The sequence below is a fragment of the Streptomyces sp. NPDC096013 genome (genome assembly GCF_044763565.1).
Lineage (GTDB): Bacteria > Actinomycetota > Actinomycetes > Streptomycetales > Streptomycetaceae > Streptomyces.
Genome location: NZ_JBIWGK010000001.1, coordinates 1,124,453 through 1,137,328, shown reverse-complemented (window position 1 = coordinate 1,137,328; position 12,876 = coordinate 1,124,453). Strand labels below are relative to the sequence as shown.

Genomic DNA, 12,876 nt, shown 5'->3' with positions numbered 1-12,876 from the left:
TGATCAGAGCTGGGCGCCCGAGAGGCGCTCCACGGCGCGCAGCAGCGCCGAGTGGTCGAGGCCGCCGTCGCCCTGGGCGCGCAGCGACGCGACCAGCTGGGCCACCACGGCACCGACGGGCAGCGCGGCGCCGACGTTGCGGGCCGCGTCCGTGACGATGCCCATGTCCTTGTGGTGGAGGTCGATCCGGAAGCCCGGCTTGAAGTCGCGGTTGAGGAAGTTGTCCTTCTTCCGCGTCAGCACGGTCGAGCCGGCGAGCCCGCCGTTGAGGACGTCGAGGGCCGCCGCCAGGTCCACGCCCGACTTCTCCAGGAAGACCACGGCCTCGGCGCACGCCTGGATGTTCACGGCGACGATCAGCTGGTTGGCGGCCTTCACGGTCTGCCCCGAGCCGTGCGGACCGCACAGCACGATGGTCCGGCCGAGCGCGTCGAAGATCGGCTCGGCCTCCTCGAAGTCGGACTGCCCGCCGCCGACCATGATGGACAGCACGGCCTCGATCGCCCCGGCCTCACCGCCGGACACGGGAGCGTCCAGGACCCGAATTCCCTTGTCCGCGGCGGCCTTTGCCAGGTCGACCGAGGTCTGCGGGGTGATCGACGACATGTCGATGAGGAGGGTGCCGGTGCGGGCGTTCTCCAGGATGCCGTCCGGGCCGTAGGCGATGGCCTCGACCTGGGGGGACGCGGGGACCATCGTGATCACCACGTCGGCGTCCCGCACGGCTTCGGCGATCGAGCCGGCCGCGGTGCCGCCGGCGGCGGTCAGGCGGTCCAGCTTGTCCTGTTCCAGGGTGAAGCCGGTGACGTCGTAGCCTGCCTTGATCAGGTTCTCGGACATGGGGGAGCCCATGATGCCGAGGCCTATCCATGCGATCTTGGGGAGACTGCTCATGAGGGGACCTTTCCAACTGCTCTGCAAGTAGGGGGAGTTCAGCGCGCCGCGCGGGGGAGCCAGTCGAAGGCCTCGGCGCTCGGGCGGTCGCCGGGCTTGTACTCCAGGCCCACCCAGCCGTCGTAACCGGCCTTCCGCAGCTGGTCGAGGAGGTCTTCCAGCGGGAGCGTGCCGGTGCCGGGGGCGCCGCGGCCCGGGTTGTCCGCGATCTGCACATGGCCGGTCTTCGCGGCGAACCGCTCGATCACGGAGGGGAGGTCCTCGCCGTTCATGGACAGGTGGTAGAGGTCCATGAGGAAGCGCGCGTTGCCGAGGCCGGACGCGGCGTTCACCTTGTCGACGACCTCCACGGCGGCGGGCGCGCTGACGAGCGGGTACAGCGGCGACTCGGGCTTGTTGAGCGCCTCGATCAGCAGGACCGCGCCGATCCGGTCGGCGGCGCGGGCCGCGAGGACCAGGTTCTCCTGCGCGAGCGCGTCCTGCCGGGCCGGGTCGACGCCCTCCACGCGGTTGCCGTACAGCGCGTTGAGCGCGGTGGCGCCGACGGAGTGGGCGAAGTCGGCGGCCACGTCGATGTTCGCGCGGAACCTCTCCGACTCCTCGCCGGGGATCGACAGGGCGCCGCGGTCCGGGCCCGGGAGCTCGCCGGCGTAGAAGTTCAGGCCGGTGAGCTGGACGCCCGCGTCCTGAAGCGCCCGCCTGAGCGGGTCGAGTTCGGACTGCTCGGGGGTGGGGGAGTCGATCCAGGGCCACCACAGCTCGACCGCGGTGAAGCCGGCCGCGGCGGCTGCCGCCGGGCGCTCCAGGAGCGGGAGTTCGGTGAAGAGGATCGACAGGTTGACGTTGAAGCGCTGGTCTGCGAATCCCATGAGCCGCTGCGCTCCCTTCCGTGGTTTGTTATTCCGTATTACGGAAGTTCGTTTCTGCTTAATGGAAGATTGCCGTCGGGGGTCGGAGCTTGTCAAGAGGGCTCGGCGGAAAACGGCACCGCGCGTTAGGTTGTGCCCGTGCGATTGCGAGTGGAGTTCACGACAGAGCCCTTCGATCTCGACGAGGCGCCGGCCCATGCGCTGGTGGCCAGGGAGGTCATCGAGGCCGCGGCGCTGGACGCCGTCGACGTCGGGCCGTTCGGCAACACCGCCGAGGGGGACGCGGGCGAGGTGCTCACCGCCGTGGACGCGCTGCTGCGCAGGGCGCTGGAGGCCGGTGCCACCCGGGTCTCGCTCCAGCTCAACGTGATCGGGGAGAGCGGACGATGACCGGCGTGGGGGACGAGCCGTTCATCACGGCTGTGAAGCCGCTGGTCGACGCCATGGGCGGCGAGATGCTGCCGCCTGATGAGGCCGGACCCGACGACGTCGTGCTCGCCTGGGAGGGTGCCGACGTCGTCGCCGTACGCCTGCCGCAGCTCGCGGACTCGCTCGACCACATCCTCGCCGCGATGGAGCGCAGGCAGGGCAAGCCCCTCGCCGACCTCGACCGCAAGGCCAAGCAGGAGGTCGTACGGGTCCTGGAGGCCCGCGGCGCCTTCTCCGTGCGGCACGGCGTCGAGACCGTGGCGGGCGCCCTCGGGGTCAGCCGGTTCACCGTCTACAACTATCTGAACCGCGAGAAGGACGCCTGAGTCGCGTCCGGGGGCGGCCGACCGGCGCCCGCCGGAGCCGGCCGGGCGGTGGCGTCCTCTTTGTTACCCGGAATTTTCAACAAAGTGTTGACGTCGTGTTTCCGAGCGCGTTAGCTACTGGGCAGCCCGTTCAGCACAAGGCCACGGAGGCTGCCGTGACGTCGACTTCCACGCCGCCGGGGCTCGCCCGGTTCAACGTCCTGGAGGAGCACGCGGCGTACGCCGTACTCCTTGAGGCGTGTGCCTCCACGGCGTGGGCGCGGCGGCTGCTCGCCGCCCGTCCGTACGCCGGACCCGAGGACCTGTACGCCGCGAGCGACACCGCGACGGCCGGGCTGACCGACGGTGACCTGGCCGAGGCGATGGCCGGCCACCCGCCGATCGGCCGCCCCAAGCCCGGCGACCCCACCTCCGCCCGCGAACAGCGCGGCATGGCGGGCGCCTCAGAAGACCTCAGGGCCGAGATGCTCGACCTGAACCTGTCCTACCAGGAGAAGTTCGGTCATGTGTTCCTGATCTGCGCCACCGGCCGGACCGGCGAGCAGATGCGCGACGCGGTCAGGGAACGGATCGGCAACGCGCCGGAGCGGGAACGCGAGATCGTCCGCACCGAGCTGGGCAAGATCAACCGTATCCGGCTCGCCCGCATCGTCGAAGAGGAAGCCCGAGCATGAGCACCAGCACCACCGCCTCGGTGTCCACGCACATCCTGGACACCAGCGTCGGCCGCCCCGCCGAGGGCGTCGCCGTCCAACTCGCCGCGCGCAGCGGCCCGTTGGAGGAGTGGCAGCCGCTCGGAGGCTCGGCCACCGACGCGGACGGCCGGTGCAAGGACCTCCCGGCGCCGCCGGAGGGCACCACACACGTACGGCTCGACTTCGCGGTGGAGCCGTATTTCGAAAAGAAGCAAGCCGATGCGCAGCAGGACGCCCCCGCGAATCGGGACAGCGGTGCGACCGGAGTGTTCTTCCCCGAGGTGGCGATCACCTTCGCCGTGAAGCCCGGCGAGCACTACCACGTACCGCTGCTGCTCAACCCGTTCGGCTACTCCGTTTACCGAGGGAGCTAGCAGAAGATGGCAGACAATTCCCGCCCGGGCCGCCCTGTGATCCTGGGACAGAACCAGTACGGCCCGTTTACCGAGGGAGCTAGCAGAAGATGGCAGACAATTCCCGCCCGGGCCGCCCTGTGATCCTGGGACAGAACCAGTACGGCAAGGCCGAGAACCGGGTCGTCAAGATCACGCGGGACGGCGCCACCCATCACATCAAGGACCTCAACGTGTCCGTGGCGCTGAGCGGCGACATGGACGAGGTCCACTACTCCGGCTCGAACGCCAACGTGCTGCCGACGGACACCACCAAGAACACGGTGTACGCGTTCGCCAAGGAGCACGGCATCGAGTCCGCCGAGCAGTTCGGCATCCACCTCGCCCGGCACTTCGTGACCAGCCAGGAGCCGATCACGACCGCGCGCATCCGCATCGAGGAGTACTCCTGGGAGCGGATCGACACCTCCGACGCCAACTCCCAGTTCATCGGCGCCGACGAGGTCAAGCACTCCTTCGTCCACAAGGGCCAGGAGACCCGGGTCACCCAGATCACCTACGACGGTGAGAAGTGGGAGGTCATCTCCGGCCTCAAGGACCTCGTCGTGATGAACTCGACCAACTCCGAGTTCTGGGGCTACGTCAAGGACAAGTACACGACCCTCCCCGAGGCCTACGACCGCATCCTGGCCACCCAGGTCTCCGCCCGCTGGCGCTTCAACTGGTCCGACGACGAGCAGAAGATGCCCAGTTGGGAGAAGTCCTACGAGCAGGTGCGCAAGCACATGCTCCAGGCCTTCGCCGAGACGTACTCGCTGTCGCTCCAGCAGACCCTGTATCAGATGGGTTCGCGGATCATCAACAACCGCAGCGAGATAGACGAGGTCCGCTTCTCCCTGCCCAACAAGCACCACTTCCTCGTGGACCTGGAGCCGTTCGGGCTGAAGAACGACAACGAGGTGTACTTCGCCGCCGACCGGCCCTACGGCCTGATCGAGGCGACCGTCCTGCGGGACGGCTGCGAGCCGGGGATACCGGTGGACCTCACCAACCTCTGAGCGACACCCGCCCCACCGGCTCACTTCGCGGCACCCGTGGCCCGCCCGTCCCGTGCGGGCCGCGGTACTCAAATCCCGGGGTCCTGCCGTGCCCACTCCCACAGTGCAGAGGACGAACCATGGCAGCAGTTCAGCGCACCGTCATCGAGAACTGTTCGATCGCGACCGTCGACGCCGACGACACCGAGTACGCGACCGGGCACCTCGTCGTCGCCGGCAACCGCATCGAGTCCCTCGGCGCGGGCAGCGCCCCCGAGGGGCTGGAGAACGTCGTACGCCGCATCGACGCCTCGGGCCATCTGGTGACCCCCGGCCTGGTCAACACCCATCACCACTTCTACCAGTGGATCACCCGGGGTCTGGCCACCGACCACAACCTCTTCAACTGGCTCGTCGCGCTGTACCCGACCTGGGCGCGCATCGACGAGCAGATGGTCCGCGCCGCCGCGCAGGGTTCCCTCGCGATGATGGCCCGCGGCGGAGTCACCACCGCGATGGACCACCACTACGTCTTCCCGCAGGGCTCCGGCGACCTCTCCGGCGCGATCATCGGCGCCGCCCGCGAGATGGGCGTCCGCTTCACGCTGGCCCGCGGCTCCATGGACCGCAGCGAGAAGGACGGCGGACTGCCCCCGGACTTCGCCGTCGAGACCCTGGAGGGCGCCCTCGCCGCGACCGAGGCGACGGTACGCGAACACCACGACGCCTCCTTCGACGCGATGACCCAGGTCGCCGTCGCCCCCTGCTCACCGTTCTCCGTGTCGACCGAACTCCTCAAGCAGGGCGCCGAGTTGGCCCGCCGGCTCGGGGTGCGGCTGCACACGCACGGCTCGGAGACGGTCGAGGAGGAGCAGTTCTGCAAGGAACTGTTCGGCATGGGCCCCACCGACTACTTCGAGTCCACCGGCTGGCTCGGCGAGGACGTGTGGATGGCGCACTGCGTCCACATGAACGACTCCGACATCGCCGCCTTCGCCCGCACGAAGACCGGTGTCGCGCACTGCCCCTCGTCCAACGCCCGCCTCGCCGCCGGGATCGCCCGCGTCCCCGACATGCTCGCCGCCGGCGTCCCGGTCGGCCTCGGCGTCGACGGCACCGCCTCGAACGAGTCCGGCGAACTCCACACCGAACTGCGCAACGCCCTCCTCATCAACCGCCTCGGCGCCCACCGCGAAGCCGCCCTCACCGCCCGCCAGGCACTGCGCCTCGGCACCTATGGCGGCGCCCAGGTCCTGGGCCGCGCGGGGGAGATCGGCTCCCTGGAGCCGGGCAAGCTCGCCGACCTGGTGCTGTGGAACCTGGACACGCTGGCCCACGCCTCGATCGCCGACCCGGTGACCGCGCTCGTCTTCGGCGCCGCGGCCCCCGTCACCGCCTCCTTCGTGAACGGCCGTCAGATCGTCGAGTCGGGCCGCCTGCTGCACGTCGACGAGGACACGATCGCCCGTTCCACGCGGGACGAGGCCCGGCGCCTGGCGCGGATCGCCGCGCAGCACTGAGCCGACAGCGGCGACCCCGGCCGGCGTGAACCGGCCTGCCGCGTCGCCCAGTCGAAGATCTCCGGTCGAGGGGGACGGCCCTCGTCCGGTGGCCGTGGCCGGGGCGTGCACGCCTGTGCGCGCCCCGGAACGGCCTTGCCCACCCTGTGCGGTGGGTTCCGTCCCGGTCCCGCACGACCGCGCACCACCTCCTGAAACCCACGTCAGAGCCGACGTGTTACCCGCCCGGAGGAGCCGCCGTGACCACCCGTCCCGTTGACGAGCACGTGACCATCCACCCCGTTGACGAGAAACTTCCCGCACTCAAGATGGCCACCACGGGCCTCCAGCACGTGGCCGCCATGTACGCGGGAGTCGTCGCCCCGCCGCTGATCGTCGGCGCGGCCGTCGGCCTCTCCGGCACCGAACTCACCTTCCTCACCGGCGCCTGCCTCTTCACCGCGGGCCTCGCGACCTTCCTTCAGACCCTGGGGATCTGGAAGATCGGCGCCCGGCTGCCCTTCGTCAACGGCGTCACCTTCGCCGGGGTCGCCCCGATGACCGCGATCGTCGCCTCCACCAAGGACACGTCCGACGCGCTGCCGATCATCTTCGGCGCGGTGATCGTCGCCGGCCTCCTCGGCTTCCTCGCCGCCCCCTTCTTCAGCAAGGCGGTCCGCTTCTTCCCGCCGGTCGTCACCGGCACCGTGATCACCCTGATAGGCGTGTCCCTGCTGCCCGTCGCCTTCGGCTGGGCACAGGGACCCGACCCCTCGGCACACGACTACGGTTCGCGCACCTACCTCGGCCTGGCGGCGGTGACACTCGTCGTCGTCCTGGCACTCCGCCGCTTCACCCGCGGCTTCGTCAAACAAATAGCCGTCCTGCTCGGCCTGTTGATCGGCACCCTCCTCGCGATCCCCTTCGGCGCCACGGACTTCAGCCCCGTCGCCGACGCCGACGCGATCGGCTTCCCGAGCCCCTTCCACTTCGGCGCACCGCAGTTCCAGCTCGCCGCGATCATCTCGATGTGCGTGGTCATGGTGGTCTCGATGACCGAATCCACCGCGGACATGCTGGCGTTGGGCGAGATCGTCGACCGCCCCGCCGACGAACGGACCATCGCCGCCGGCCTGCGCGCCGACACCCTCGGCTCCGCCCTCAGCCCCCTCTTCAACGGCTTCATGTGCAGCGCCTTCGCGCAGAACATCGGCCTGGTCGCCATGACCCGCATCCGCAGCCGCTACGTCGTCGCCACCGGCGGCGGCTTCCTGGTCCTCATGGGCCTGTGCCCGATGGCCGCGTCGCTCATCGCCGTCGTGCCCCGCCCGGTCCTCGGCGGAGCGGGCGTCGTCCTGTTCGGCTCGGTCGCCGCCAGCGGCATCCAGACCCTCGTCAAGGCGGGCCTCGACCGCGACGACAACATCCTCATCGTGGCGGTCTCGCTGGCCGTCGGCATCATCCCGATCACGGCGCCGGACTTCTACCACGCCTTCCCGCAGACCGTACGGATCGTCCTCGACTCGGGCATCTCCACGGGCTGCGTCGCCGCGGTGGCGCTGAACCTGGTCTTCCACCACCTCGGCCGGGCCCGCGAACAGGCCGGCGCCACCACCGGAGCCGTACCCCTCGCGCGTCAGCCGATCTCATGACCTTCCCGCGCGCCGGGGGCGACTTCACGCACCCGGCCGCCCCGCACTGCGCGCCCCGCGCTTCGCCTCAGCCGCGTCGGATCACCCGGCAGGGCATCGCCTCCGGCAGGCGGCCCGTGAAGTAGGAGCGGGGCGACACGCCCATCAGGGCGCGGAAGTCGGAGGTCATGTGGGACTGGTCGTAGTAGCCGGTGACGGCGGCGAGTTGGGCCCAGGACAGCTCCGTGGCGTGGGCCAGTACGGCGCGGACGCGGTTGATGCGGGCGTAGTGCTTGGGGGAGAGGCCGACCCCCTCGGCGAACAGGTTCCGCAACTGGCGCTCGCTGACAGCGAGTTCACGGGCCACGTCGGGCACCGGGCCGGGGAGACGTCCGGTGCGGATGGACATCGCGTCCACGCCGGCCCGTACGAGTTCGGTACGGGAGGGGTCCGCCGCGGCGCTGAGGCGGGCGGGGAGGATCTCCGCGAGCCGGGTCGTCGTCGACTCGGGATCGGGGGCCGTCCCGAGGAGTTCGGCGGCCAGCCGACGCGGTACCTCGCCCGGGAGATCGCCCAGGAACAGCGCCCGGCCGACGAGATCGACCGCCGGGACGCCCAGCAGCGGCAGCGTGGTGCCCGGCGCCAGGCGTACCTCCACACAGGAGACGACGGGCTTGCCCGCGTGATAGGTGGCCCGGACGCGCGGCCCCACGACGAGAACGCTGCGCCGTCCGTCGCCCTCGACCCGCACGATCACCTTCGTGTCCGCGTCCGGGAGATGAACGAACGGCTCCTTCTGTATCGCGTCGAGCCGCAGCACGCCGACACGGGTGATCCAGGGGCGCAGTTCGTCGGGCAGGTCCACGACCCGCTCGGACAGGGCGTTCGTCACCCCTCCACGGTAAGCGCGCCCGCGTGCCGGACCGGGCCCCCGAACGTGCCGGAATCTCCTAGAACCCGGGCCGCCTCCCCGCCCACTGTGGTGACCATGATCCTCGTGACGGGTGCCACCGGCACCATCGGCAGTGAAGTCGTACGACAGCTCGTGGCGCGCGGCGAGAAGGTCCGCGCCCTGACCCGGGACCCCGAACGGGCCGACATCCCCTCGGGAGTCGAGACCGCGCGGGGCCACCACGCCGACCGGGCGTCGGTGGAGGCGGCGCTGACCGGCGCCGAAGTCGCCTTCCTGGTGGGGGTGTTCGGCCCGGACGACGCCGAGCACGACCGAGGTCTCGTCGAGGCGGCCCGGGCCGCGGGCGTGCGCCGGATCGTGAAGCTCTCCGGCATCGGCACCGGCGAACCCGCCGTCGGACCGGTCGGCACCTGGCACGTGGCCGGTGAACAGGCCGTGCGGGACAGCGGGTTGGAGTGGACCGTCCTGCGCCCCTCGGCCTTCGCCTCGAACACCCTCGGCTGGGCGGCGTCCCTGCGCGCGGGCAGCCCGGTGCCGAACACCAGCGGCGACGGCGGCCAGGGTGTCGTCGACCCGCGCGACGTGTCCGAGGTGGCGGTGGCGGCCCTGCTCGACCCGGCGCACTCGCGGCGGACGTACACCCTGACCGGCCCCGAGGTGCTCACCGTGCCGGACCAGGCCGCCGTCCTCGCCGACATCCTCGGCCGCCCGGTCCCCGTACGCGACCTGACCTCGGCCGAGGCCCGCGAGTACCTCCTCGGACTGGGCTTCAGCGACACGTTCATCGACGCCTCCGAGATCAGCCGCGCGTACGTGAGGAACGGCGGCAACGAGGTCGTCACGGATGACGTACGGCAGGTGCTGGGGCGTCCGGCGCGGACCTACCGGGAGTGGGCCGTGGATCACCGGGCGCTGTTCGGGGAGGGGTGAGGCGGCGGAGGCGGTGGCGCTGGGGTAGGCGGAGGCGCGGGTCGTAGGCGCGGGGCTTAGGCGTAGGCGCGCGGCCGTAGGCGGGGATGTCAGCCCTGTCCTTGCCCGTGTCCGGGCCTCCGCTCCTGCCCCCGCTCTCATCGCCCGCTCCGCCCCCTCTCCGATCGCAGCACCGCCGCCGCCAGCACCAGCGCGGCCACGGCGATCAACGCCCCGGTCCGGAAGGCGAGTCGGTAGCCCTCCGCGGTCGCCGGTATCAACTCCGCGCCCCTGGACACCAGTCCATCCGTCCGTCCCGCCGCCAGCGTTGTCAGCACCGCCAGGCCCAGCGAACCGCCCACCACCTGCGTGGTGTTGAAGAGGCCGGAGGCCAGGCCCGTGTCCTCCTCCCGGGCTCCCGACATGGCGAGCCCGGTCAGCGCGGGCATCGCGGCGGCGAAACCGGCGGCCAGCAGGAGCAGGGCCGGCAGGACGTCCCGGGCGTAGGAGCCGTCGGCGGGGGCGCGGCTCAGCAGGGTCATCCCGGCGATGATGAGGAGCAGTCCGGCGAGGAGGACGCGGTAGGCGCCGTAGCGGCCGATGGTGCGGGCCGAGAGGCCGAGCATCAGGGCGCCGATCGCGACCGGTGCCGGGAGGAAGGCGGTGCCGGTGAGCAACTCGCTGAAGCCCAGCACGCGTTGGAGGTACAGCGCGCCGATGAACTGGAAGCCGAACATCGTGCCGATCATCAGGATCTGCACGGCGTTCGCCCCGGTCAGCAGCCGGGAGCGGAACAGCCTCAGGCGCAGCAGCGGGCGGGCCGCCCGGGCCTGGCGGACGGTGAACGCAGCGAAGAGGGCCAGGGCGAGGGCGGCGAGAAGGAGGGTGCGGGTGAGCGGGCGGGTGCCGGACCCGACGATCACGTACACGCTCAGCATCAGCGCGCCGGTGACCAGCGCGGCTCCCGGGTAGTCGGCGCCCCGGCCGAGTCCGGCGCCCCGCTCCGGGGCGAGGACGCGGACGGCCGCGAGCCAGGCCACGATCCCGATGGGAAGGTTGATGAGGAAGATCCAGTGCCAGTTCAGGGCCTGGGTCAGCGCCCCGCCGAGGAACGTGCCGAGCGCCCCGCCCCCGGCGCCGACCGCGCTGAACACCGCGATGGCGCGGGCCTGTTCACGCGGTTCGGGGAAGATCGCGACCAGCATCCCGAGGACCACCGCCGAGGCCATCGCCCCGCCGACGCCCTGTACGGCCCGCGCCGCGATCAGCATGCCCTGGCTCGTCGCGATCCCGCACAGCACGGAGGCCGCGGTGAACACGGCGAGCCCGGCGGCGAACATCCGCTTGCGGCCCACGAGATCGCCCAGCCGCCCGACGAGGAGGAGCAGTCCGCCGAACGGGATCAGATACGCGTTCACCACCCAGGCCAGCCCAGGCCCGGAGAAACCGAGGTCGTTCTGGATCGCCGGGAGGGCGACGACCACGATGTTGCCGTCCAGGATCGTCATCAGCGTCCCCGCGCACAGGACGACGAGCGACGCCCAGCGGGAGTACGTTCGGCCTGCGGGGCGGGTCGGTGACTGGGTGAGTGCCGTCATGGCGGCCTGACCTCCGTGGATGTCCAGGGGAACCTTCGGTGCACGACTTGTAACGGGGTACATCGTGAGGAACCATGGAGGCCGTCGTAAGGAGGCACTTCGATGTCTCGAGGGAACACCGGTGTAACCGTCCAGGTCGTGAACGCGCACGCCTGCCCGGTCCGAGAGGTTCTTGACAGGGTCTCCGGAAAATGGAGCGTGCAGATCCTGGTCGCGGCGGCCCACGGACCCATCCGCTTCACCGAGTTGGAGCGCGGCATCGAGGGCATCAGCCGCCGCATGCTGACCCTCACCCTGCGCAACCTGGAGCGCGACGGACTCGTCACCCGCACCGTGCACGCGACGGTGCCGCCGAAGGTCGAGTACGAACTCACCCCGGTGGCGCGGGAGTTGCACGAGACCCTGCAAGGCCTGACGGACTGGGCGGAGCGCAATCGCGTCTACATCGCGGAGTCCCGTGCGGCCTACGACACCGAGCGCGAGCCCGAGTAGGACCGGGAGCCGGGGTTGTCCCCGTCGCCCCGGCTCAGAGCCCGAACAGGCCCGGATTCGTGGTCAGCTTCCGGAAGAACTCCTGTGGTTGGGCGACCAGCCTGCGCTTCTGGAGGTCCAGCAGTCCGCCGGTCGACACGATCTCCGCGGAGACCGTGCCGTCCGCCTTGGTGATCGTCTGGAGCACGCGGAACGTCTTGCCCTCGCCCCACTCGAAGCCGCAGCTCACCGTCACCTCCTCGTCCACGCGCAGTTCGCGCAGATAGCGGATGGTGGTCTCCAGGACGACCGGCCCGATGCCCTGGGCGATCAACTCGGGCTGGCCCACCCCCGCGGCGGTCAGCGCCGACCAGCGGGCGTGCTCCGCGTACTGCAGATACACGCTCTGATTGAGGTGCCCCAGGCTGTCGGTCTCGTATCCGCGGACGGTCACCGGGACGGAAAACGGCTCGCTCACTGCGTTCCCTTCTCGTACTGACGGACGATCTGACCGACCGATCTTGGCATGCCCTTCGGGTCCCGTCAGGTCCGGTCGAGATCGGCCCGGTCGGACGGGTCGGGTGCGGTCCCGTCACGTCCGCCGTGGCGACGCGAGCAGGTAACTCGCCCCCGTGCGGGGCTCCTTGTGCTCGCTGACCTGCCAGCCCGCCCGCTCCAGCGTCCCCGCGCAGGCGCGCAGCGCCTCCCCGTCCGGATCGCGCACGGCGACCGCCTCCGGCTGCGGGGTGACGCGCACCTTGTAGCCCGCCGACTCCTGCCCCGTCGCGTCCCGGGCGGCGGGCCGGTGCCCCGCGGCCTCCAGGGCGAGCGCGGCGGCCTGCACCAGATGCGTACGCTCCCAGCCGCACGGCCGCTCCACGGAACCGTCCCGATTGGTCATCCGGCGCAGTTCCAGCAGCCCCTGCCAGGCGCTGTGCACCTCGCGGGTACGGGCGGCGGGAGCGGTGTCCGACGCCTCCTCGCCGCCGATGCGCGCGGCGAACACCCCGGGGGTCGAACTCGTGGTCGCGGGCGCCACGGCGGGCGCGGACTCGACGACGTCCGGCGGCGACTCCCGTATCCGATGCCCCGCCGGTGTCAGGAAGTGGTCGTGCGGCGGGCGCTGGTGCCGGAACGCGAGCCCCCGCTTCACCAGCGCGGCGAGCTGCGTCTCCGTGCCCCGCAGCCGCCCGGTGACGGGATCGGCGGCGTCGATCACACGCCGCTGCGCGGCGGTCGGCGGTCGTGTCAC

Annotated in this window: 15 protein-coding genes; 9 read left to right on the top strand and 6 right to left on the bottom strand. The window is 71.0% G+C overall.

Features of this window, described 5'->3' with window-relative positions; genetic code table 11:
* Positions 1-3 precede the first annotated feature (3 nt).
* Positions 4-894 carry a 2-hydroxy-3-oxopropionate reductase gene (locus ACIRB1_RS04970; RefSeq protein WP_384868055.1) on the bottom strand — a complete coding sequence of 297 codons (891 nt, stop codon included), beginning with the start codon at positions 892-894 and terminating at the stop codon, positions 4-6.
* 38 nt (positions 895-932) lie between these two features.
* Complete coding sequence (locus ACIRB1_RS04965) at positions 933-1,763, bottom strand: TIM barrel protein (protein ID WP_403464582.1); 831 nt, start codon at positions 1,761-1,763, stop codon at positions 933-935.
* 138 nt (positions 1,764-1,901) lie between these two features.
* On the opposite strand from ACIRB1_RS04965, the gene ACIRB1_RS04960 reads away from it, so the two are divergent.
* The 7 genes from ACIRB1_RS04960 (at position 1,902) to ACIRB1_RS04930 (ending at position 7,754) form a co-directional block, all read left to right on the top strand.
* Positions 1,902-2,153, top strand: a complete 252-nt coding sequence (locus ACIRB1_RS04960; RefSeq protein ID WP_352177664.1) for a hypothetical protein — start codon at positions 1,902-1,904, stop codon at positions 2,151-2,153.
* On the top strand, positions 2,150-2,518 hold the full coding sequence (locus ACIRB1_RS04955) for a helix-turn-helix domain-containing protein (protein WP_352177663.1): 369 nt from the start codon (positions 2,150-2,152) through the stop codon (positions 2,516-2,518). Before ACIRB1_RS04960 ends, ACIRB1_RS04955 begins: the two co-directional genes overlap by 4 nt.
* Before the next feature lie 155 nt (positions 2,519-2,673).
* On the top strand, positions 2,674-3,192 hold the full coding sequence (uraD, locus tag ACIRB1_RS04950; protein WP_352177662.1) for a 2-oxo-4-hydroxy-4-carboxy-5-ureidoimidazoline decarboxylase: 519 nt from the start codon (positions 2,674-2,676) through the stop codon (positions 3,190-3,192).
* Entirely contained in the window at positions 3,189-3,587 is a 399-nt protein-coding gene (uraH, locus tag ACIRB1_RS04945; protein WP_403464581.1) for a hydroxyisourate hydrolase, read from the top strand. Before uraD ends, uraH begins: the two co-directional genes overlap by 4 nt.
* Before the next feature lie 89 nt (positions 3,588-3,676).
* Entirely contained in the window at positions 3,677-4,624 is a 948-nt protein-coding gene (gene pucL, locus ACIRB1_RS04940) for a factor-independent urate hydroxylase (RefSeq protein WP_403464580.1), read from the top strand.
* A 119-nt stretch (positions 4,625-4,743) separates the two neighbouring features.
* Entirely contained in the window at positions 4,744-6,123 is a 1,380-nt protein-coding gene (locus tag ACIRB1_RS04935) for an 8-oxoguanine deaminase (RefSeq protein WP_403464579.1), read from the top strand.
* Between the two features lie 266 nt (positions 6,124-6,389).
* Positions 6,390-7,754, top strand: a complete 1,365-nt coding sequence (locus ACIRB1_RS04930) for a nucleobase:cation symporter-2 family protein (RefSeq protein WP_403464905.1) — start codon at positions 6,390-6,392, stop codon at positions 7,752-7,754.
* Positions 7,755-7,821: 67 nt separating this feature from the next.
* On the opposite strand, the gene ACIRB1_RS04925 is transcribed toward ACIRB1_RS04930, so the two are convergent.
* On the bottom strand, positions 7,822-8,625 hold the full coding sequence (locus tag ACIRB1_RS04925; protein ID WP_403464578.1) for a helix-turn-helix domain-containing protein: 804 nt from the start codon (positions 8,623-8,625) through the stop codon (positions 7,822-7,824).
* 96 nt (positions 8,626-8,721) lie between these two features.
* Between ACIRB1_RS04925 and ACIRB1_RS04920 the strand changes: the two genes are divergently transcribed.
* A complete protein-coding gene (locus ACIRB1_RS04920; protein WP_403464577.1) occupies positions 8,722-9,576 on the top strand; it encodes an NAD(P)H-binding protein in 855 nt (284 codons plus the stop codon).
* A gap of 137 nt (positions 9,577-9,713) precedes the next feature.
* On the opposite strand, the gene ACIRB1_RS04915 is transcribed toward ACIRB1_RS04920, so the two are convergent.
* Positions 9,714-11,153: an MFS transporter gene (locus ACIRB1_RS04915; protein WP_403464576.1), complete on the bottom strand. Its 1,440-nt coding sequence runs from the start codon at positions 11,151-11,153 to the stop codon at positions 9,714-9,716.
* Positions 11,154-11,255: 102 nt separating this feature from the next.
* Here ACIRB1_RS04915 and ACIRB1_RS04910 point away from each other — a divergent pair, with 102 nt between their 5' ends.
* Positions 11,256-11,645 (top strand): helix-turn-helix domain-containing protein, encoded by a 390-nt coding sequence (locus ACIRB1_RS04910; protein WP_266773967.1) that lies wholly within the window; start codon positions 11,256-11,258, stop codon positions 11,643-11,645.
* 34 nt (positions 11,646-11,679) lie between these two features.
* Here ACIRB1_RS04910 and ACIRB1_RS04905 read toward each other — a convergent pair whose 3' ends face one another.
* Positions 11,680-12,102, bottom strand: coding sequence for an acyl-CoA thioesterase (locus ACIRB1_RS04905; RefSeq protein ID WP_352177655.1), 423 nt, complete (start codon positions 12,100-12,102; stop codon positions 11,680-11,682).
* A 114-nt stretch (positions 12,103-12,216) separates the two neighbouring features.
* The gene (locus ACIRB1_RS04900; protein ID WP_403464575.1) at positions 12,217-12,876 is read right to left on the bottom strand and encodes a hypothetical protein; all 660 of its coding nucleotides are present in this window, start codon (positions 12,874-12,876) and stop codon (positions 12,217-12,219) included.